The organism is Pseudoalteromonas nanhaiensis (assembly GCF_051235485.1).
Classification (GTDB): Bacteria; Pseudomonadota; Gammaproteobacteria; order Enterobacterales; family Alteromonadaceae; genus Pseudoalteromonas; species Pseudoalteromonas lipolytica_C.
Window position 1 is genome coordinate 1 of the sequence record NZ_JBPNYQ010000006.1, and the last position, 19345, is coordinate 19345.

Annotated in this window: 17 protein-coding genes; 2 read left to right on the forward strand and 15 right to left on the reverse strand. The window is 41.3% G+C overall.

All coding sequences use genetic code 11. From position 1 onward, the window contains the following. Positions 1-53 precede the first annotated feature (53 nt). A complete protein-coding gene (locus tag ACSFVZ_RS07410) occupies positions 54-1292 on the forward strand; it encodes a PKD domain-containing protein (protein ID WP_435558510.1) in 1239 nt (412 codons plus the stop codon). Positions 1293-1733: 441 nt separating this feature from the next. Further along, the gene (locus ACSFVZ_RS07415) at positions 1734-2333 is read left to right on the forward strand and encodes a Yip1 family protein (protein WP_135923973.1); all 600 of its coding nucleotides are present in this window, start codon (positions 1734-1736) and stop codon (positions 2331-2333) included. Positions 2334-2410: 77 nt separating this feature from the next. Here the strand turns inward: ACSFVZ_RS07415 and purF are convergent, their stop codons facing one another. The 15 genes from purF to pnp all read right to left on the reverse strand — a co-directional run bounded on the left by purF (position 2411) and on the right by pnp (position 19235). Further along, positions 2411-3937 (reverse strand): amidophosphoribosyltransferase, encoded by a 1527-nt coding sequence (purF, locus tag ACSFVZ_RS07420; RefSeq protein WP_135923972.1) that lies wholly within the window; start codon positions 3935-3937, stop codon positions 2411-2413. Positions 3938-3955: 18 nt separating this feature from the next. Then, complete coding sequence (locus ACSFVZ_RS07425) at positions 3956-4450, reverse strand: CvpA family protein (protein ID WP_135923971.1); 495 nt, start codon at positions 4448-4450, stop codon at positions 3956-3958. 572 nt (positions 4451-5022) lie between these two features. Beyond that, on the reverse strand, positions 5023-5676 hold the full coding sequence (locus ACSFVZ_RS07430) for an SPOR domain-containing protein (RefSeq protein ID WP_435558512.1): 654 nt from the start codon (positions 5674-5676) through the stop codon (positions 5023-5025). A gap of 11 nt (positions 5677-5687) precedes the next feature. Beyond that, positions 5688-6953, reverse strand: a complete 1266-nt coding sequence (gene folC / locus ACSFVZ_RS07435) for a bifunctional tetrahydrofolate synthase/dihydrofolate synthase (RefSeq protein ID WP_435558513.1) — start codon at positions 6951-6953, stop codon at positions 5688-5690. 25 nt (positions 6954-6978) lie between these two features. Then, positions 6979-7854, reverse strand: coding sequence for an acetyl-CoA carboxylase, carboxyltransferase subunit beta (gene accD / locus ACSFVZ_RS07440; protein WP_135923968.1), 876 nt, complete (start codon positions 7852-7854; stop codon positions 6979-6981). A 158-nt stretch (positions 7855-8012) separates the two neighbouring features. Further along, positions 8013-8807 carry a tRNA pseudouridine(38-40) synthase TruA gene (gene truA, locus ACSFVZ_RS07445; RefSeq protein WP_135923967.1) on the reverse strand — a complete coding sequence of 265 codons (795 nt, stop codon included), beginning with the start codon at positions 8805-8807 and terminating at the stop codon, positions 8013-8015. Positions 8808-8909: 102 nt separating this feature from the next. Continuing rightward, on the reverse strand, positions 8910-9242 hold the full coding sequence (locus ACSFVZ_RS07450) for a Na+/H+ antiporter subunit G (protein ID WP_135923966.1): 333 nt from the start codon (positions 9240-9242) through the stop codon (positions 8910-8912). A gap of 8 nt (positions 9243-9250) precedes the next feature. After that, positions 9251-9520 (reverse strand): K+/H+ antiporter subunit F, encoded by a 270-nt coding sequence (locus ACSFVZ_RS07455; RefSeq protein WP_135923965.1) that lies wholly within the window; start codon positions 9518-9520, stop codon positions 9251-9253. After that, on the reverse strand, positions 9514-10050 hold the full coding sequence (locus ACSFVZ_RS07460; protein WP_135923964.1) for a Na+/H+ antiporter subunit E: 537 nt from the start codon (positions 10048-10050) through the stop codon (positions 9514-9516). The genes ACSFVZ_RS07455 and ACSFVZ_RS07460 overlap by 7 nt, the downstream gene beginning before the upstream one ends. Further along, positions 10050-11567 carry a monovalent cation/H+ antiporter subunit D gene (locus ACSFVZ_RS07465; RefSeq protein ID WP_435558515.1) on the reverse strand — a complete coding sequence of 506 codons (1518 nt, stop codon included), beginning with the start codon at positions 11565-11567 and terminating at the stop codon, positions 10050-10052. The genes ACSFVZ_RS07460 and ACSFVZ_RS07465 overlap by 1 nt, the downstream gene beginning before the upstream one ends. Continuing rightward, a complete protein-coding gene (locus ACSFVZ_RS07470; protein WP_135923962.1) occupies positions 11564-11908 on the reverse strand; it encodes a Na+/H+ antiporter subunit C in 345 nt (114 codons plus the stop codon). The genes ACSFVZ_RS07465 and ACSFVZ_RS07470 overlap by 4 nt, the downstream gene beginning before the upstream one ends. After that, entirely contained in the window at positions 11908-14700 is a 2793-nt protein-coding gene (locus tag ACSFVZ_RS07475) for a monovalent cation/H+ antiporter subunit A (RefSeq protein WP_199527848.1), read from the reverse strand. Before ACSFVZ_RS07475 ends, ACSFVZ_RS07470 begins: the two co-directional genes overlap by 1 nt. Positions 14701-14912: 212 nt before the next feature. Further along, entirely contained in the window at positions 14913-15872 is a 960-nt protein-coding gene (locus ACSFVZ_RS07480) for a hypothetical protein (protein WP_435558516.1), read from the reverse strand. A 226-nt stretch (positions 15873-16098) separates the two neighbouring features. Then, entirely contained in the window at positions 16099-16977 is an 879-nt protein-coding gene (gene nlpI, locus ACSFVZ_RS07485) for a lipoprotein NlpI (protein WP_135923959.1), read from the reverse strand. A 128-nt stretch (positions 16978-17105) separates the two neighbouring features. Next, complete coding sequence (gene pnp / locus ACSFVZ_RS07490; protein ID WP_138557813.1) at positions 17106-19235, reverse strand: polyribonucleotide nucleotidyltransferase; 2130 nt, start codon at positions 19233-19235, stop codon at positions 17106-17108. Between the last annotated feature and the right edge of the window lie 110 nt (positions 19236-19345).

A 19345-nucleotide genomic window follows, 5' to 3' on the forward strand; every position in this document is an offset into this window, starting at 1 on the left:
TACTTCATTAAATGATATGTCGCCAATTGAGTTTGAAAGTGTAAGGAAAAAGTGTGCGGCCTAGCTTGACCAGATCAGGGTTCAACTCTGTAGAATCTGAACTGGTTACAGCTACTATCTCACCTAAGTATGAATATGAGCATAGGATTGGGGGTACAGATCAATATTATGGAAAAGTTAATGAAAGAGTACTTATTGACTTTGCAAAGAGCGATTCACCAGAAGGTAATGAATTAGAGTATTCGTGGACAGTCAGTTCAGGGCCTAATGGCAGCAGACCATCGTTATCTAGATCAATTGTCGATAAAGCAGAGACTGAATTCAAAGGTGATAAAGCGGGATTTTATCGACTTCGAGTTACGATGAAAGATGGCGATAACATTACTAGCAAATATGTATATGTTAGGTTATATGGAACTGATGAAAATATGATGCCTAGTAGCCAGTCTTCAAACCCACACTTCATTAAACTTGGAGATGAAATCTTACTAAACGGTGCATCATCATTTGATCATGAAAATGATGTTCTGAGTTATTTTTGGGAAGAGGCTTATCAGCCACCAACTTCACAATTAAAGCTTAAAGACACTAATAGTGTTAACCATACTCTTAAACCAACTGTACCTGGATTTTACAATTTTCGCTTAAGAGCCGATGACTCAACAAGCTCTGGCTACAGTAAAGACAGCGCTTGGTTTTATGTTTATGAACAATTGACGCCTACAGTAGCATTTACTCAAAATGAAATAACAGCCCAAGAAGGGACACAAATTACTCTTGATGGCAGTAAAAGTATTGGTATAGATGAATCTGTCACCATAGCTTGGGATTTAATTAACGCCCCATATAATTCAACGTCTGAAATTACAAATAGGGAATCTTTAACCCCTTCATTTCACTTAGATGTAGATGGTAAATTTATATTTCAGTTGCGACTAATTAAAGATGAACAAGTTACTTCTATTGAGCACTTAACAGTTCGCTCATATGAAAATGCAGTCCCAGTAGCTGAAGCTGGAGAAGATATCACAACACAAAGTGGCGAGAATGTTCAACTTTCTGCCGAAAAAAGTTTTGATAATGATAATGAAACATTAACTTATCAATGGAGAATCATTGGCTTAAATGGTAACGATGCGACAAAACCTAGCCTACTAAATCATACATCTGAAAAAGTAACCCTAGTAACGGATGAAAACTATGTTGGTCAGGTTATCGTGGGCTTAACCGTATCTGATGGTAATCATGAAAGCAAAAGGGACGAAATCATTGTAAATTACGAAGGACAATAAACTCGTTATAAAAATTCAATTCTAAACAGCCGTACCTTTTTAGCTTTGGTATCTATTTGATGCAAATAATAGTGAAATCGATACTTAAATGCTGAGGATAAAGTTCATAATTTAAGAAATGATGGCTAACTTCACTAAAGCAGTGAAACTATTGATACGCGCCTTAGCAGGCGCGTATTAATGTATAAAGAGCATAAAGGTATTAATAAAAGCAAATAATCATCTGCAGCAATATAAAGTTTAGAATTTTTACACTAATTTAATAGTATCTACGCCACATATCAGTGCAAAGTAATTTCCTATATGCACTAAAGAGTTACATTCAATCGACTGTTTCGATTATTTCAGCTTCTTGACAAGATTTAATTACTGAACCATAACTTAATCAAAGCTGTACAAAAATAAAACAGCTACTATTCCTTTTTTACAGGGGCAACAATTATGATTTTAAACCACTTATGGGGCTTATACGCCCATCCACTCGAAGAATGGCAAACGATTGATAATCGCCATGAGAGTTTGCGCTATAGCCTATCTCATATCCTATTAATTGCATGTATCCCTTCAATTATGGGCTACTATTCGTCGGTTCACTTAGGATGGAGTATTGGTTCTGGTGAAGCTGTATTTTTAACCCATGATAGTGCATTGATGATCGCAGTAGCGATGTATTTTGCACTCATAGTAGGCGTATTTGCGCTTGCTTATCTAGCTCATTGGATGGCAGTAACATTTGGTGCTAAACCCACTTTCACACAAACCCTAGAACTTGCCGCTTATACAGCAACGCCAGTGTTTATGTCGTCATTTGCAGCATTTTTGCCAGAGCTTTGGTTTGTAGTGTGTGTTGGCTTAGTTGCACTTGCCTATTCTGTTTACCTACTTTACACAGGCGTGCCTATTCTCATGCACATACCTGAGGAAAGAGGTTTTATTTATGCAAGCTCGGTCGTTACTTGCGGGCTTATTCTGTTAGTAATTATTTTAGCTGCAACAGCTATACTCTGGACAAACGGTATTGTTCACCCCATGTTTACTTGATTTCATTATTATTTCCTTTCTTTCCAAAACAAAAAAGGAGTTGCAAAGCTCCTTTTTTATCATCTTGAAAACAGTGACTAGTCAGCGCTATTTTCTTCTTGATTATGAAGTTCTAAACCCGCAGACATAGCATTTTCACGCGTTGATTTTGCTGAATCGTTACGTAAACGGTCAATGTGGTTTAGGTACTCTTGATCAATATCGCCGGTGATGTACTGGCCATCAAATACAGACGTTTCGAAACGAGTGATTTCAGGGTTCTCTTGGCTAACCGCCGCAATCAAGTCATCTAGCGATTGATAGATGAGACCATCCGCACCAATGCTAGCATTGATATCTTCAACTTCACGACCATGAGCAATTAACTCTGCAGCCGATGGCATGTCGATACCATATACGTTCGGGAAGCGAATCTCAGGCGCAGCTGAAGCGAAGTAAACGTTCTTTGCACCTGACTCACGAGCCATCTCAACGATTTGTGCTGACGTTGTACCACGAACAATTGAGTCATCAACAAGTAATACGTTTTTACCTTTGAACTCACGGTCAATAGCATTCAGTTTTTGACGAACTGATTTCTTACGCATCTCTTGACCAGGCATGATGAAAGTACGGCCTATGTAACGGTTTTTAACAAAACCTTGGCGGTATGGCAAGTTAAGAGCTGAGGCAATCTCAAGTGCTACATCACATGATGTTTCAGGAATTGGAATAACAACGTCGATGTCTTTGTCGGCCCATTCGCGAGCGATTTTTTCACCTAACTTAGTACCCATGTTTACACGCGTTGCATAAACAGACATACGGTCAATTGTTGAATCTGGGCGCGCAAAGTAAACAAACTCGAAGATACATGGTGAGTAAGTAGCTTTTTCTGCACACGCTTGCGAGAAAAACTGACCGTCTTCAGTAACGTAAATTGCTTCACCTGGCGCAACATCACGCACAAACTCAAAACCATCAGTTTTTAATGCAACGCTTTCAGATGCAAACATATATTCAGTGCCATTTGCAGTTTCACGCTTACCAAAAACTAATGGACGAATACCGTTAGGGTCACGAAAAGCAACAATACCGTGGCCAATGATCATTGCAATTGTTGCATAACCACCTGTCACTTTGTTATTAACTTCGGTTACCGCGGTGAAAATATCTTCTGCATCTAACTTAAGCTTATTTGACTTACTTAACTCATGCGCCACGATATTAAGTAAGATTTCAGAGTCTGATGTTGTATTAACATGACGGCGAGCTTCTGAAAATAATTGCTGCTTTAATGCTTCTGCATTTGTTAAGTTACCATTGTGCGCAAGCGCAATACCAAATGGCGAGTTAACATAGAAAGGTTGCGCCTCAGACGAGCTAGATGAACCAGCTGTCGGATAGCGTACATGGCCAATACCAATAGTGCCTTGCAGACGTTTCATATGACGGGTATGAAACACATCTTTCACTAGGCCATTGGCTTTGCGTAAGCTAAACGTGTTGTTTTCAATGGTAATGATGCCCGCTGCATCTTGACCACGGTGTTGCAAAACAGTTAAGCCGTCATATAACGCCTGATTAACAGGAGAAGTGCCGACTATGCCAACGATACCACACATTAAATTTATCCTCGCCGATTAACGGTTTACCGAATTTAAAAAGCTTGAGTTGTTTTCGAGGTACGAAAAGAACCACTCAACAACAAAGCCAAATTCTGGAATCAAAATAGAGTTGCCCCACCAATGCGTATTTGGTGCACCGGTAAAAGCATCAAGAAAGAAAAGTAACGCGCTCACGACCAACACGCCACGAAGAGCACCAAACACAATGCCAAAAACACGGTCTGTGCCAGATAAACCAGTACGCTGTACAAGTTCACCTAAAATATAGTTTAGTAAACCACCCAACAGGAGTGTCGCAAAAAATAATATGGCAATTGCGGCTGCATTTCTTAAAAGGGGTTCTGAAATACTCGTTAGGAAGGATGCTAAATATTGGTAAAACAAACTAGAGATGATAAATGCGCCAGCCCACACCGCTAAAGACATTGCTTCTTTTATAAAGCCACGTATTAAACCGATGATAGTGGATAGTGCAATAATGCCAAGTATGGCGTAATCAACCCAGATCATAAGAACCAACTAGTCGTTAATTTGGGGCGCATTCTATACCCAAACCACCTGTAGATGCAAGAATTCAGCATGAGATAAAACGTATTTAGGCAAGGCATTGATTGTAGGTAATGGTGTACCCATTATCAAAATCAATAACGCAGAATAAATACGTTTTAGCCATGCCCTTCGGGCGCTTCACAGGGCTTCCACTACTGTGTTGTGGCAACTTGAAAGGTACCTACATTCCTGTATTGCCACGCCGTGTATTGAAAGCCCTGTGATAGCGCTGAATCATGGATCTACAGGTGGTTTGGGTATAAGAACCACCTGTAGATGCAAGAATTCAGCATGAGATAAAACGTATTTAGGCAAGGCATTGATTGTAGGTAATGGTGTACCCATTAGCAAAATCAATAACGCAGAGTAAATGCGTTTTAGCCATGCCCTTCGGGCGCTTCACAGGGCTTCCACTACTGTGTTGTGGCAACTTGAAAGGTACCTACATTCCTGTATTGCCACGCCGTGTATTGAAAGCCCTGTGATAGCGCTGAATCATGGATCTACAGGTGGTTTGGGTATCCTTTATCAGATCACTTTGTAATTTCAAACTGAGTAACTTTGCCGTTTAACTTGGTTAACTGCTTTAACTCAGGAAGCTTACTTTCTAACTCTTTCTTGCTAAGTGAAGGTCCTACAAAGACTTTTGTCAGTGTGCCGTTCGGGGTTTTTATCGGGCGCGTGAAAGTTTTGAAACCATTCGCTTTTAGTTTTTCTTGAAGCGATTTCACATTAGGTGCATGAGAAAAACTCCCCAATTGAATAACATACGCCATTTTGGTGAGGTTTTCTTCTGGCTTACGGGTTGGCTCAGGAGTATTAGCGACCGGCTTTGCAGGCTCTTGCACTGCAACTTTTGGCTCAGCTTTATTAATCACAGGCTCATCTGTTGATGCTTCAATCATTTTCGGGGCATCGCTAAATGATTGCTGTTCTGTTGCCGTTAACTCGGCATCATTAGCTTTAACATCTTCAACAGCAACTTCAGCGGGTTGCTCAGCTGATGCCACTTTATTGTCTATAGCTTGTTGTAAGTCAATCGTGGTGAACTCAGGGCGGTCAGGGATCGCTTTAAAGTTTTCTGCATGATGAACTTTCTCTCCGTCCAAAATATTTGGAATGAAGACAATAGCCGCTACAACCACAATGGTGGTTCCTACTAAGCGATTAATAAACCCTGCGTTCACCGATTTCCTCTCTATTCTTTAAAGTAATTGATAGCAGCAGCCACAGTTATAAATGACCCAAACACAATCAATAAGGTGCTTTTATCTAGCTTTGGTAACATTGCATCTAATGCAGCTTCAACACTCTCATAATGGGTGCTAGGCGCTGTTGATGGCGTTTCTGCTAATGCGCTGGCAAGGTTTTCGACGGTATCTCCACGAAAACAGTCTAAACTCGCCAACGACCATTCATCAACTACATCGGCCACAGCCGACATAGCAGCCACTTTATCTTTATCTGCAAGCATAGCGACTAATGCATGAATTTTAAACCCTTGATCTTTATACACGCTTAATTTACGTGCTAAATAATGAGCCGACTCTGGGTTATGAGCTACATCAGTAAAAATAAGTGGTTGCTCACTTAGCTGCTGAAAGCGACCTTCAACCGTTAAGTTTGCTAAACAGTCTCTTACTTGTTGTTCATTTGGTAATAAATCAAGCTTACTAAGTAGAGTCAATGCTGTAGCAGCATTTTGACAAGGGATAGCAGGTTTAGCTAAACGCCAGTCATTGGCTTTGTATTGCCAATTAAAGCCTTCACTGTCTTCTGTGAATTTAAAGTCGCGACCTGATAACACCATATCGGCGTTAATTTCATTACCGTAATCAGTTACTGTGTGTGGAATAGCTAAATCGCCAACGATTGCGGGCGTATTAGTACGGAATATACCTGCTTTATCGTAGCCAACTAACTCACGAGTATCACCAAGGTATTCTTTATGGTCTAAATCTATCGTAGTGATCACACAAGCATATGGGTTGACTATATTAGTAGCATCATAACGACCACCTAGACCCACTTCTAAGAGTACATAATCAACCGCATGGCGTTTAAAAATAGCTAAAGCGCCCAGTGTTCCGTATTCAAAGTAAGTCAGTGGTGTGTCACCACGACCTTTTTCGAGCATATCGAAAGCATCAACATGGTATTGATCATCAAGCTCTTGGCCATTAATACGCACGCGTTCGTTGTAACGAATAAGATGCGGAGAAGCATAAGTACCCACACTGTAACCCTGTGCAAGTAATAAGCTTTCTAGGCAACGGGCTGTAGTCCCTTTACCGTTGGTGCCTGCAATTAGGATTATTTTGCTTGATGTATCGAGTAAGCCGACTTGGTTTGCCACGCGTTCTACGCGCTCTAAACCCATTTCGATATTAGCAGGATGGACACTTTCTAAATAACAAAGCCAATCATCAAGGCTTGATGATTGGCTAGGAAGGATTTCTGTCATAGCGTTTAATCAGTTCAGCTGAAATTTACGCTACTCTATGCTCTTGTTCAGTAGAAGGCAAGTTCATAAATTTCGCCAAGATACGTGCAAGGGTGTCACGCATTTCACGGCGGTCAACAATCATGTCGATTGCACCATGCTCTAGCAAGAATTCACTGCGTTGGAAACCTTCTGGTAGCGTTTCACGTACTGTTTGCTCGATTACGCGAGGACCCGCAAAACCAATTAATGCTTTAGGCTCTGCAACGTTCACATCACCAAGCATTGCCAACGATGCAGATACACCACCCATTGTTGGATCAGTTAATACTGAAATAAACGGTAAACCTTTTTCGCTCATCTTTGCAAGCGCAGCACTTGTTTTAGCCATTTGCATTAATGACATAAGGGCTTCTTGCATACGTGCACCACCCGATGCAGAAAAACAGATAAGTGGCATATCATGCTCTAAGCATTGGTCAACAGCTTCAACAAAACGTGCACCTACTACTGACGCCATTGAACCACCCATAAATGAGAATTCAAATGCAACAGCAGCAACAGGAATGCCTTTTAAACGGCCTTTCATTGCAACAAGTGCGTCTTTTTCACCACTTGCTTTTTGTGCTTGGGTGATGCGGTCAGAGTATTTTTTAGAATCTTTAAACTTTAATACGTCTTTTGGTTCGTGTTCAGCACCAATTTCGTGACGATCAGCATCATCTAAAAAGTTTTCTAAACGTTTACGGCCACTTAAACGCATGTGATGATCACACTTAGGACATACGTTAAGTGCTTTTTCTAATTCTGCTTTGTATAAAATTGAATCACAGTCTGTACACTTAGCCCAAACCCCTTCTGGGATTTCTTTACGACCTGATGATTTAGTCGTTTTAGGTAAGATTTTTTCTAACCAACTCATTTGCAACTCTCTTAAATGCTGTTCTGTGTCGCAGTCTGTTTAATCAAGTACGCTCGATGCACTACTTCTAGTAATTAAACAGACAGATTTTTTCAATTAAAACATGAATTACCCGTAGACGATATAAAAAACTGGTCTTAGTAGTGCAGCACTTTCAGTTAACTATCTGAATCAGGTAAAAACAGAGGTCCTAATGGTGTTTTAGGAATACCAAAGTGTTCAGGGTAATCCACATCCACTAAGTAAAGACCAGCAGCCTTTGCTGTGGCACTTGCCTTAGCGCGTTCTTTTAAATCAAGTAATTCTTTTAACCAGACTGGTTCATGTTTATGCAGACCAATATCCATCAAACAGCCAGTTATATTTCGTACCATATGATGTAAAAATGCATTGGCTTTAATATCAATTATCACATAGTCACCTTGGCGTTTTACCGACAAATGGTGAATCGTACGATTTGCTGTATTCGCTTGGCAATGCAGTGCCCTAAAAGAGGTAAAGTCATGCTCACCAATTAAATACTGACAGGCTTCTTGCATTTTAGTTTCATCGAGTGGGTGATGAAAATGCGTCACCCCTTCGCTCATGATTGCACCGCGATAGGTGTAATTATAAATAACGTAACGATAGCGACGAGCTGTGGCGCTAAAACGAGCATGAAAATCTTCACTGACAGGCTCGGCAAACCGAATAGAAATATCTTTCGGCAACAGGGTATTCATGCCCATTGTGAATGCAACCATTTCACGTTCTGCATGAGTGTCAAAGTGAACCACTTGCCCTGTGCCGTGAACACCAGCATCAGTGCGGCCAGCACATACGATTTCGACTGGGTGATTACAAATCCGCGACAACGCCGTTTCTACTTCTTGCTGTACGCTATTGACATGTGATTGACGTTGCCAACCACTGTAACGGGCGCCGTTGTACTCTACTCCAAGTGCTACTCGCATAATGACCTATTTACCTACTGTGCTAAATGACGGGGCATTTTATGCGATCTGCTCGCGCAATAAAAGCACCCTTGTACTTCACCCTGTTAGCACGATTAGTTTTTAATCGTCCTCGACGTTGTCTAAGCCCTTGGTACCTTCTTTAGCGCGAAGTTTGTGATGAATAGCTGACTTAATCAACATGTAACCACTGATAGGTGCGGTGATCAGTAAGAAAATTGAAATTAGGATCTCTTTAACGCTCACTCCATCATGGTGATAGCTAAAATACACCATTGCAGCGATAAGTAATGATGCCATTCCTAAAGTAGTGGCTTTAGTTGGCCCATGTAAACGCATAAAAAAGTCTGGCATTTTCACTAAACCAATCGAACCAATCAAAATAAAGCAACCACCAATTAACAGTAAGATTGATACAATCCATTCACTCATTATTTGTTACCTTATTCAATAATATCGCCGCGCAGCAAATACTTACATACTGCAACGGTACTAACAAAACCTAGCATGGCAATTAATAAAGCGGCCTCAAAATAAAGCCCGGTATCCATACTCATGCCATAAAGAATTATCAGCGCAATGGTGTTAATAAACATCGTATCTAGCGCTAATATACGGTCAGGTACCGATGGACCCACTATTAAGCGCCATAAATTTAGTAATAACGAGATGGCGATCATCGCATAGACAATTAAAAATACGGTATCTAGCATCTAAAAATCTCCTTAAGCGGTGCTTCATAGCGCTGCTTAATAGTATTAATTAACGCCTGTTCATCTGCTAAATCGAGCACATGGATCAGTAAATAGCGCTGCTCAATTTCTTCGCCCTCTTCGAGTGACTCAGGAATAGGATAAACCTCTGCACTCACAGTGCCTGGGGTTAGTGACACAGTGCTTGCCAAAATAGTGATTGGCATTTCATGACTTAAATCAAGTGGTACTTTTATAAAGCCCGGACGCAACTTTTTAGTCGGCCCGAGTATTAAAAGAGCAACTTGTAAATTGGCAGTGACAATATCGTACAACACTAAAAGTAAGTACTTAAACGCCAATCCTGGTCTAACAATAAGGGGCTGTGGATCGCGAAATGGAAAAGTGATCCACGGAATTGTTATAGCAAAAAAAGTAGCTAACAGCAGATGCCCTGGCGACACGCTATTATTGAGTAATAACCAAACAACAAAAAGTAATACACTACGAAATGGAGTCGGTAGCCAACGAAAACGAGCTTCTAAACGCATTATTGGCCTCCTTGTAATACATTCTGAATGCCTTGGTTTATATTAAACAATTGCTCAGAGGTTGCTAGCATATATTCAGATATTGGCCCTGCAAAAATAACCATTAACGGAGAGCATGCTAACAGCACAATGACCGCAGTCACTTGTAAAGGGTGTGCTTTTACGCCCTCAATTGCTTCACTATCTTTATATTTGTGATCCCAAAAAAGGCTTGTACCAGCACGCGATATCGCAACCAACAGTGCCAAGCTAGATAAAATATAAATAGGCCAAAACAACATGGCTTTTTCGCTATCTAGAGTACTCTTTAAAATCCAAATTTTACCGACAAAACCTGACAATGGTGGCATACCCACCACGGCAAGTGCCGCAATCACAAAACAAATACCTAACAAGAATGGCTGAGCAACTGCACGCCCCGCCACTAAGCGGTCAGCGACCTTACCGCGCTGCTGCGCAATTAAATCAGCCAATAAAAACAGGACAGCACAAATTAAAGTTGAATGAACTAAGTAGTATAGTAACGCAGCTGTGGCAGAGACATTTTGAATGGCCACCAACGCAACGAGAGTACCAACCGACACCACCACCAAGTTGGCAATCAACTTACGGAAATCTTGGCTAGCTAAAACACCAATAGCGCCCATCACAATTGTCGCCAGTGCTAAGCCCCACAACCAAGGTTGTGCCATATGAGCAAGCTCACCTGCATTCTCACCAAATATAACGGTGTATACACGCAGCATGGCATAGACACCTACCTTAGTCATAATAGCAAATAATGCAGCTACCAATGGCATTGCACTTGCGTAAGTATTCGGTAGCCATAAATGTAAAGGTAAGAGCGCGCCCTTTAGTGCAAACACGACAATCAGTAACAAGCCACCTATTTTCGCAAGATATACATCATCACCTTTTAGTAAAGGGACTTTTTGTGCTAAATCAGCGATATTTAATGTTCCTAGGACACCATATAGAATACCTAACGCGATTAAGAATACACTTGAACCAATTAGGTTTAATATCACGTACTGCAGTGCTGCTCGTGTTTTGTGTTTGTCACCGGCATGCATCAATAGCGAATAAGAGGCAATCAGTAACACCTCAAAAAATACAAATAGGTTAAACACATCACCAGTTAGAAAAGCACCATTCACACCCAGAATTAAAAAATGGACTAGCGGGTGAAAAAAGCTGCCTTTTTTGTCGTCACCTGCACAGCTATAAAGCACAATCACCGCGCCCAATAGGCTGGTTAGTAGCACCAGTAATGCAGAGAGCCTATCAGCCACAAGTACAATACCAAAAGGTGCTGACCAATCACCGATAGCATAAACCAGTGATGCAGTAGTATTAACATGAAATAGCAAATAAGCACTTATTAGCAACGTAACTATCGATAAAATAACGGAAGCTACACGTCGAATATGTAAGTTTTTACCGCACGGTGGCATTAATAAAATAACGCCCGCCAACATAGGGATTAAAATGGGTAAAGAAGCTAAATGCTGAATCATTTTTGCTCCTTAGATGATTTTAATAAATGACCGTCAACATGATCATTACCCAAATCAGCACGACCACGAATAGCTAAAATAACCACAAAGGCGGTCATCGCAAAACCGATAACTATAGCGGTAAGCACAAGTGCCTGCGGTAATGGATCCGCATACTCACTAGCACTGCCTAGTACTGCAGCTTTATTAATCGTTAAGCGACCTGACGAGAATAAAAATAGGTTAACCGCGTACGATAACATGGTTAAACCAAGCACAACCGGAAAGGTACGTGCTCTTAATATTAAGAAAATCCCGCATGCAACCAGCACGCCCACGCATGATGCGTACAATACTTCCATTAAATATTTACCTCTCGCTTGGGTGTATCGGCAGTCAATTTACCTAAACTTGCCAAAATCATCAGCGTTGCACCTACAACAGTTAAATACACACCTAAATCAAATACGATAGCACTGGCAAGTTCTGTTTTGCCGACTAACGGAATATCAAAATAATCAAACCACGTTGTTAAGAACGGACGGTCAAAGAACCAACTACCCACACCTGTGAACAACGCAATGGCAATACCTGATGCAATAATTTTGCGATAATTCACATCAAATCTGTCTGCAATCCAGTGTGAACCATTTGCCATATATTGCAAAATAAACGCAATCGCTGTTACTAGACCTGCAATAAAACCACCACCCGGTAAATTATGGCCTCGTAAGAAAATATAAGCAGACACCAATAATGCCAGTGGTAATAGACTTTGCGAAATACTCGACAGTAAGATTGGATAACGCTCTCTAGCCCATGGGCGCCCTTCGCTATCACTTGCCGGCATAAACAATGGCAGATTAATAAGTAATTTATAAATACCTAATGCGGCAATACCCAGTACGGTTATTTCACCAAGGGTATCAAAGCCCCTGAAGTCAACTAAAATCACGTTTACAACGTTAGTACCGCCACCGCCAGTTTTAGCATTGGCAATAAAGAAATCAGAAATTGATTCAAGCGGTCTGGTCAATAGCGCGTAGCAGATACTGGCCACAACAACCCCAACAGCTGAGGAAATCCCTAAGTCACGCAAGACACGCAATGAACTAGATTCTTTAGGGGTACGCTGCGGTAAAAAGAATAATGCGAGCATCAGTAGCATCACAGTGACAACTTCAACTGTTAACTGAGTCAGTGCTAAGTCTGGCGCAGAGAATCGAGTGAAAGCTACAGATACCATCAGACCTACAATTGAAATCATAATCAAAGATATCATTCGCGAACGATGCCAAATAACAGTGACAAGCGCACCGATAATTAACAGACCCGCGCCAATGGCGTTATGAAAATCAATAGGTGTTAATTCACTTGTGCCCGCGAGTTGTTGCATCTCAAACAATGGCCAACCAGCACACATCAAAACAACCACAATCATTACAAAAGCGTATCTTTGCAATGAACCATTTTCAATACGGTTAACTTTAGCTTGTGACCACTTGATCACAGAATACAGGCCTCGTTCAAAGCCTTTTTTAGCATTTAATGTCGGTAATGAAGCTTGGAAATGGAACAGGTGCTTACGTTGCACATAAATAAGCACACCACAGCAAGTAGCAATAAAGCTCATTAATAAAGGTAAATTAAAGCCATGCCATACCGAGAGCTTATAATCTGGAGCTGCATCACCAAGTACCGCATACGAAGCAGACGCTAAAATATCGCTCACAGCAAAGTGAGGGAACATACCCACTAATAAACATAACACCACTAAAATTTCGATTGGCACACGCATGTAACGTGGTGGTTCGTGTGGCTGTTTAGGTAAATCAATCGGGTCACCATTAAAGAACACGTCATGAATAAAACGTGCAGAATAAGCGACCGATAAAGCACCAGCTACAGTTGCTAAAACCGGAATGAGCCACGACATCGAACCTAGTACTTGCTGATGCAAGGTTTCAGCAAAGAACATTTCTTTCGATAAGAAACCATTTAACAATGGCACACCAGCCATCGCAGCCGCAGCAACCATTGCAAGCGTGGCAGTATAAGGCATAAAGCGCCACATACCGTTTAGTTTGCGCATGTCACGAGTACCCGTTTCATGGTCAATAATACCGGTTGCCATAAACAATGAGGCTTTAAACGTTGCATGGTTAATAATATGGAAAATCGCTGCAACCGTGGCAAGTTCAGTATCTAAGCCAAGTAATAACGTGATAAGACCCAAATGACTGATGGTTGAATAAGCAAGTAAACCTTTTAAGTCATGCTTGAATAATGCGATATAAGCGCCAACCAATAAAGTAGCAAGACCAGTCATAGCAACCAAGATAAACCACGTATCAGTGCCTGCTAATGCTGGGTAGAAACGGGCAAGCAAAAAGATACCAGCTTTAACCATGGTAGCTGAATGTAGATAGGCACTGACAGGTGTAGGTGCAGCCATTGCATGCGGCAACCAAAAATGAAACGGGAATTGCGCCGATTTAGTAAACGCCCCCAAAAGCACCAATACTAACGCCACTTCGTAGAGCGCATGAGATTGAATGAGTGCTTTACTCGCTAAGATAACATCCAGATCATAACTACCAACGATGTCACCAATCAATAATAAGCCTGCCAATAGCGCAAGACCGCCCGCCCCTGTAATGGCAAGCGCCATGCGCGCGCCCTTACGGGCTTCAGATTTATGCCACCAATAGCTAATAAGCAAAAAGGAACTAATACTGGTAAGCTCCCAGAATAGCCAAAGCTGGATAACATTATTCGACATTACTATTCCGACCATCGCGGTCATAAATAGCATTAAGTAGCAATAAAGCTTAGGCAGGGAGTCGTTATTACTTAAATAATAACGCGCATAGAAAATCACTAAGGTACCAATACCTAAGATCATGTATAAAAAGAGTAAGGTTAAACCATCAAGTCTAAAAGACACTTGCATGTTTAATAACGGGATCCACTCTGCGCTGTAGCGAATCATTTCACCAGAAAATACCGCAGGTGTGTACGAGAATACTATTCCAAGGGCAAGCAAAGGCGCTAGCATAGTCAAAGCGGTACTTTGATTACGCGTTAGTTTTGAGGTGCAGGATGAAATAACACTGCCGATTAAGGATAACAGGGGTATCCAGAGCAAAGTCATAATTAAGAGCCTTTTAGTGTCATAAGAATATCAATACTGCTGCTAGTTATAATTAGTTGCGTACTGTTCATTTGGATGGTTAAAAGTTGGCTTCAAAAAAAGCTTACAATGCGTATAGTTATACTGATCAGGGGCTATTTTGTCTATAGCAGCCACACCTATTCGCACAAGTTTTAACCACTTTACATACTAAAATAGCAATAAATTGACGATTAGTCAGAAAAACTATGTTTAGTTGAAGCCATTGTAATTGAAGGTTTTAAGCCCAAAAAAGCAAAGTAATCTAAAAATCGAACAGGCTTTGTTAAGGGCTGGTTAATTTGCTTTTGCCAAAGTTGTCGATACAGTTCAGACAGCCCCATTAACTGATACTGCATAATTGACCAATCAGGGCTTGGCTTATAGGCCAAATTATTATTACAAGCGATACTCTTTTGCCAGCCTACTGGAGGTTTAAGCTGACGCGCTATAAATAAATTTGGTGCAACATGACCCTGCTGCTGACATAGCCACTGCTGCTTTTGAGTTGGCAATGTGTATTCATCTTCAAAGCCATTAAAATGCATCAACTCATGTAAAAACACAGCATAAGGCTGTGTTGAATTAATATGCATTATTCCGCCACGCACGTTAGCACTGCCCTGTTCAGACATCATAACAATAAAATCAAATCCAGCGGGCCACGTGTAATCTTCTGCCTGATACCAATCACACTGCAGCACATTATCACTGCTGTTACATTGAAATTGGTCTGCGACATAAACAACTTCGCTAAAACAAAAACTGTTGAGCGAAGGTTCTGGCTTTGACTCGTAACGTTGCTTAAACAACTTCAGCGTAGCAATTCCATCAGCGTGATCAGTCATCATCAGCACATTAAAATGGCACTGTGGCTGTGCTTTCAATTCATTTAGCGATAACACAAATTGATGTTGTTCAGCATATTGAGGACTTATATTTGCTGTTGCCATGCTTTGTCGTAAATACCAAGATTGTTTGGCATTACCATTTGGTAATTGGCCGCTACGCCACAGCATAGAAATAGCCTGCCATTGTTGATCCGCTGCCAGATGATCAGCTAAGCGTTGTTGCTGTAAAGGACTGAAGCTATCAAACCGAGTTTGCCACCATAATTGCGCAGCAGAGTAATCACCCTTTTGTAAAAATCGCATGGCAAGTTGATAGGTTGCATTAATATTTTTAAGTTCAGCGAGCCTTCGTAATTGCAGGGTTGAAAGTGTGTCCAATTGCGTGTTGAGAGCATTAGGCGCTAGGTGATAAATAGCAACGGCTTGGGAAGGTCTCTTCTGAGCGTAAAAAACGTAACTTGGAGAAAACAATGATACTGAGCTTGAAACACAGCCCAAGCTCAGTAAAGTAATAACCAACAAATAAACACTAGCTCGCGTCTTCACCAGCCATTAACTCAAGTTCTAAGCGAGCGTATTTATATTCAACAAACTCATGCACATTGGTGGCAAGGGCAAGTCTAAAGTAATCAGCAGCCAAGTAATTATCACCTGCCGCTTGATGCATCTTAGCGAGGTAAAAATAGGCTTCACATAAGCGGTGTGCATACTCTTGTTCAGAGGTAACCCCTTCGATAATACCAGACAAGAATTCAAACTCACTGACATCGCCTAAATACAGTGCAAGTAACTGGTAACCCCATTGAGACTCGTCAACACCTTGTGCATTTGCTTTTAAGTCAATTAAGGCCTGTGCTTTATCGGCTTCTGATTGTGCTAAGTAAAGCCAAAGTACACGGTATGGGTCGCTTGGTGAGCGATTTAAAAACTGTTGCAAATCATCTTGAGCAAGTAACGGGCGATCAGCATAGTAGAGCGCAATCCCTCTGTTTAAATAAGCATATTCATGCTGCTCATTTAATTCTAGTGCTGAATCAAAAAACTCATAAGCTTGTTCATACTGTTGCATGAGTGTGTGGTGAATACCTAAAAAGTTATACACCTCAGCTAAATCAGGTTTAAGCTTAATCGCACGGTTAAAATCGATACGTGCCAGTGTCGACATGCCTAAGCTGTCAAATAATACACCGCGGTCATAATAAAGTTTGGCTTGTTGTTCTGCACTCAAATCTGCACGATTTAAAAGTTCAGAGTAGCGCGCAATCGTAATTTCATTGCGGAAATCAGGCAGTAGCGGCGCAGTGAATGGAACATTAACAATCGGAACTGACTCAGGTTGTGAGGTTGTTTGACACGCACTTAAAGAAAAAATAGCCACTGCGGTCAATGCTAAGTGTTTAAAAATCATTAAATTCCTTAATACCTGAATTTTCTGTAGACAAAATCGAAGCTAATAGGTTTCATTAAAGCATAAAAAAAGGGGCTAAACAGCCCCTTTTTCTTATAACCAGCAAATAACTGGCTACTCAATCATCATTAAGCGTCTTTTGGCTCTTCAGCTTTTTCTTCAGCAGCTGGTTCCATTGCTTCTTTGATGCTTAAACGTACACGACCTTGGCGATCTACTTCAAGAACTTTAACTTTAACTTCTTGGCCTTCGCTTAGGTGGTCAGTTACGTTGTTAACACGCTCAGTGCTGATTTGTGAAATGTGCACTAGACCGTCTTTACCCGGAAGGATATTAACGAACGCACCAAAATCAACGATACGTACAACTTTACCAGTGTAGATTGCACCTACTTCTAGTTCAGCAGTTAATTGCTCAATACGCTTAATAGCTTCGTTTGCACTCATGCCATCAGTTGCAGCGATCTTGATTGTACCGTCATCTTCGATTTCAATCGTTGTGCCAGTTTCTTCAGTAAGTTGACGGATAGTTGCGCCACCTTTACCGATAACTTCAGCGATTTTCTTCGCAGGGATCTGCATTGTGTAGATGCGTGGTGCGAACTGAGATAACTCTTCAGAAGGAGCAGAAATCGCTTCGTCCATAACACCTAAGATGTGTAAACGTGCAGCTTTCGCTTGTTTAAGCGCGATTTGCATGATTTCTTTAGTGATACCTTCGATCTTGATATCCATTTGTAGTGCTGTGATACCGTTTGAAGTACCCGCTACTTTAAAGTCCATATCACCTAAGTGATCTTCATCACCTAAGATGTCAGAAAGAACAACGAAATCGTCGCCTTCTTTAACTAGACCCATCGCAATACCAGCAACAGATGCTTTGATTGGTACACCAGCGTTCATAAGTGCTAGTGATGTACCACATACTGATGCCATAGACGATGAACCGTTTGATTCAGTGATTTCTGAAACAACACGGATTGAATATGGGAAGTCAGCTAATGTTGGTAATACCGCAGCAATACCACGCTTAGCTAGGTTACCGTGACCGATTTCACGACGCTTAGGAGAACCTACAAAACCTGTTTCACCTACGCAGAACGGAGGGAAGTTATAGTGAAGCATGAAGTGATGCTTGTTAGTACCAGTTAAGTCGTCGATTAACTGTGAATCACGCTCAGTACCAAGTGTTGCAGTCACAAGTGCTTGCGTCTCACCACGAGTGAAGATTGCAGAACCGTGAGTACGTGGTAAAACACCCGTCATTACGTCCAGTGCACGAACCATGTCTGGTTCACGACCATCGATACGCTTTTCACCAGCGATGATACGGCCACGAACGATTTCTTTTTCTAACGAACCGAATAGTTTGCCAACTTCTTGTGTATCTAGCTCTTCGCCTTCAGCAAGTTCCGCTGTTAATTTAGCAACAACTTCTTCTTTCGCAACACCAAGTGCTTCTTTACGCGCTACTTTGTCAGTGATGCGGTAAGCTTCACCTACTTTTTCAGCAGCGATTGCAGAGATTTTCTCAGCAAGAGTTACGTTTTTCTCTGGTGCAGTCCAATCCCAAGCTGGTTTACCAGCTTCTGCTTTGAACTCGTTGATTGCGTTGATGATAGCTTGAGATTGCTCATGACCATAAACAACCGCACCTAACATGACGTCTTCAGATAGTGTTTCAGCTTCTGATTCAACCATAAGTACTGCGTTATCAGTACCTGCAACAACTAGGTCTAATTGGCTTTCTTCAAGCTCAGCTAGTGTTGGGTTAAGTACGTATTCACCGTTGATGAAACCAACACGTGCTGCACCGATAGGACCATTAAATGGAATACCAGAGATAGCAAGTGCTGCTGAAGTACCAATCATAGCAACCATGTCAGGTTGGATTTCTGGGTTAACAGAAACAACTGTCGCGATTACTTGTACTTCGTTTACGAAACCGTCTGGGAAAAGTGGACGAATCGGACGGTCGATTAGACGAGCGATAAGTGTTTCGCCATCGTTTGGACGACCTTCACGCTTAAGGAAACCACCAGGGATACGACCCGCAGCGTACATACGCTCTTGGTAGTTAACTGTTAGTGGGAAGAAGTCTTGACCTGGTTGTGCATCACGCTTACCAACAACAGTAACTAATACTGAAGTGTCGCCAATGCTTGCTAGTACTGCGCCGTCAGCTTGACGAGCGATAGCACCTGTTTCTAGAGTCACAGTGTGTTGACCTAGTTGAAATTCTTTAATAATTGCTTGCACTTAAAAATGTCCTTTAAATGTAAAAGCAACTCAGAGCAGTGCTCCGAATTGGTAAAAAATAGTCCATCAAAGTACCAATTACAGTACTTAATTAAACTTAAGAAAAATTA

Coding starts and splice junctions, on each gene's coding strand:
- ACSFVZ_RS07415 (WP_135923973.1), top strand. CDS start 1,734: ATGATTTTAAACCACTTATGGGGCTTATACGCCCATCCACTCGAAGAA.
- purF (WP_135923972.1), bottom strand. CDS start 3,937: ATGTGTGGTATCGTTGGCATAGTCGGCACTTCTCCTGTTAATCAGGCG.
- ACSFVZ_RS07425 (WP_135923971.1), bottom strand. CDS start 4,450: ATGATCTGGGTTGATTACGCCATACTTGGCATTATTGCACTATCCACT.
- folC (WP_435558513.1), bottom strand. CDS start 6,953: ATGACAGAAATCCTTCCTAGCCAATCATCAAGCCTTGATGATTGGCTT.
- accD (WP_135923968.1), bottom strand. CDS start 7,854: ATGAGTTGGTTAGAAAAAATCTTACCTAAAACGACTAAATCATCAGGT.
- truA (WP_135923967.1), bottom strand. CDS start 8,807: ATGCGAGTAGCACTTGGAGTAGAGTACAACGGCGCCCGTTACAGTGGT.
- ACSFVZ_RS07455 (WP_135923965.1), bottom strand. CDS start 9,520: ATGCTAGATACCGTATTTTTAATTGTCTATGCGATGATCGCCATCTCG.
- ACSFVZ_RS07460 (WP_135923964.1), bottom strand. CDS start 10,050: ATGCGTTTAGAAGCTCGTTTTCGTTGGCTACCGACTCCATTTCGTAGT.
- ACSFVZ_RS07465 (WP_435558515.1), bottom strand. CDS start 11,567: ATGATTCAGCATTTAGCTTCTTTACCCATTTTAATCCCTATGTTGGCG.
- ACSFVZ_RS07470 (WP_135923962.1), bottom strand. CDS start 11,908: ATGGAAGTATTGTACGCATCATGCGTGGGCGTGCTGGTTGCATGCGGG.
- ACSFVZ_RS07475 (WP_199527848.1), bottom strand. CDS start 14,700: ATGACTTTGCTCTGGATACCCCTGTTATCCTTAATCGGCAGTGTTATT.
- ACSFVZ_RS07480 (WP_435558516.1), bottom strand. CDS start 15,872: ATGCGATTTTTACAAAAGGGTGATTACTCTGCTGCGCAATTATGGTGG.
- nlpI (WP_135923959.1), bottom strand. CDS start 16,977: ATGATTTTTAAACACTTAGCATTGACCGCAGTGGCTATTTTTTCTTTA.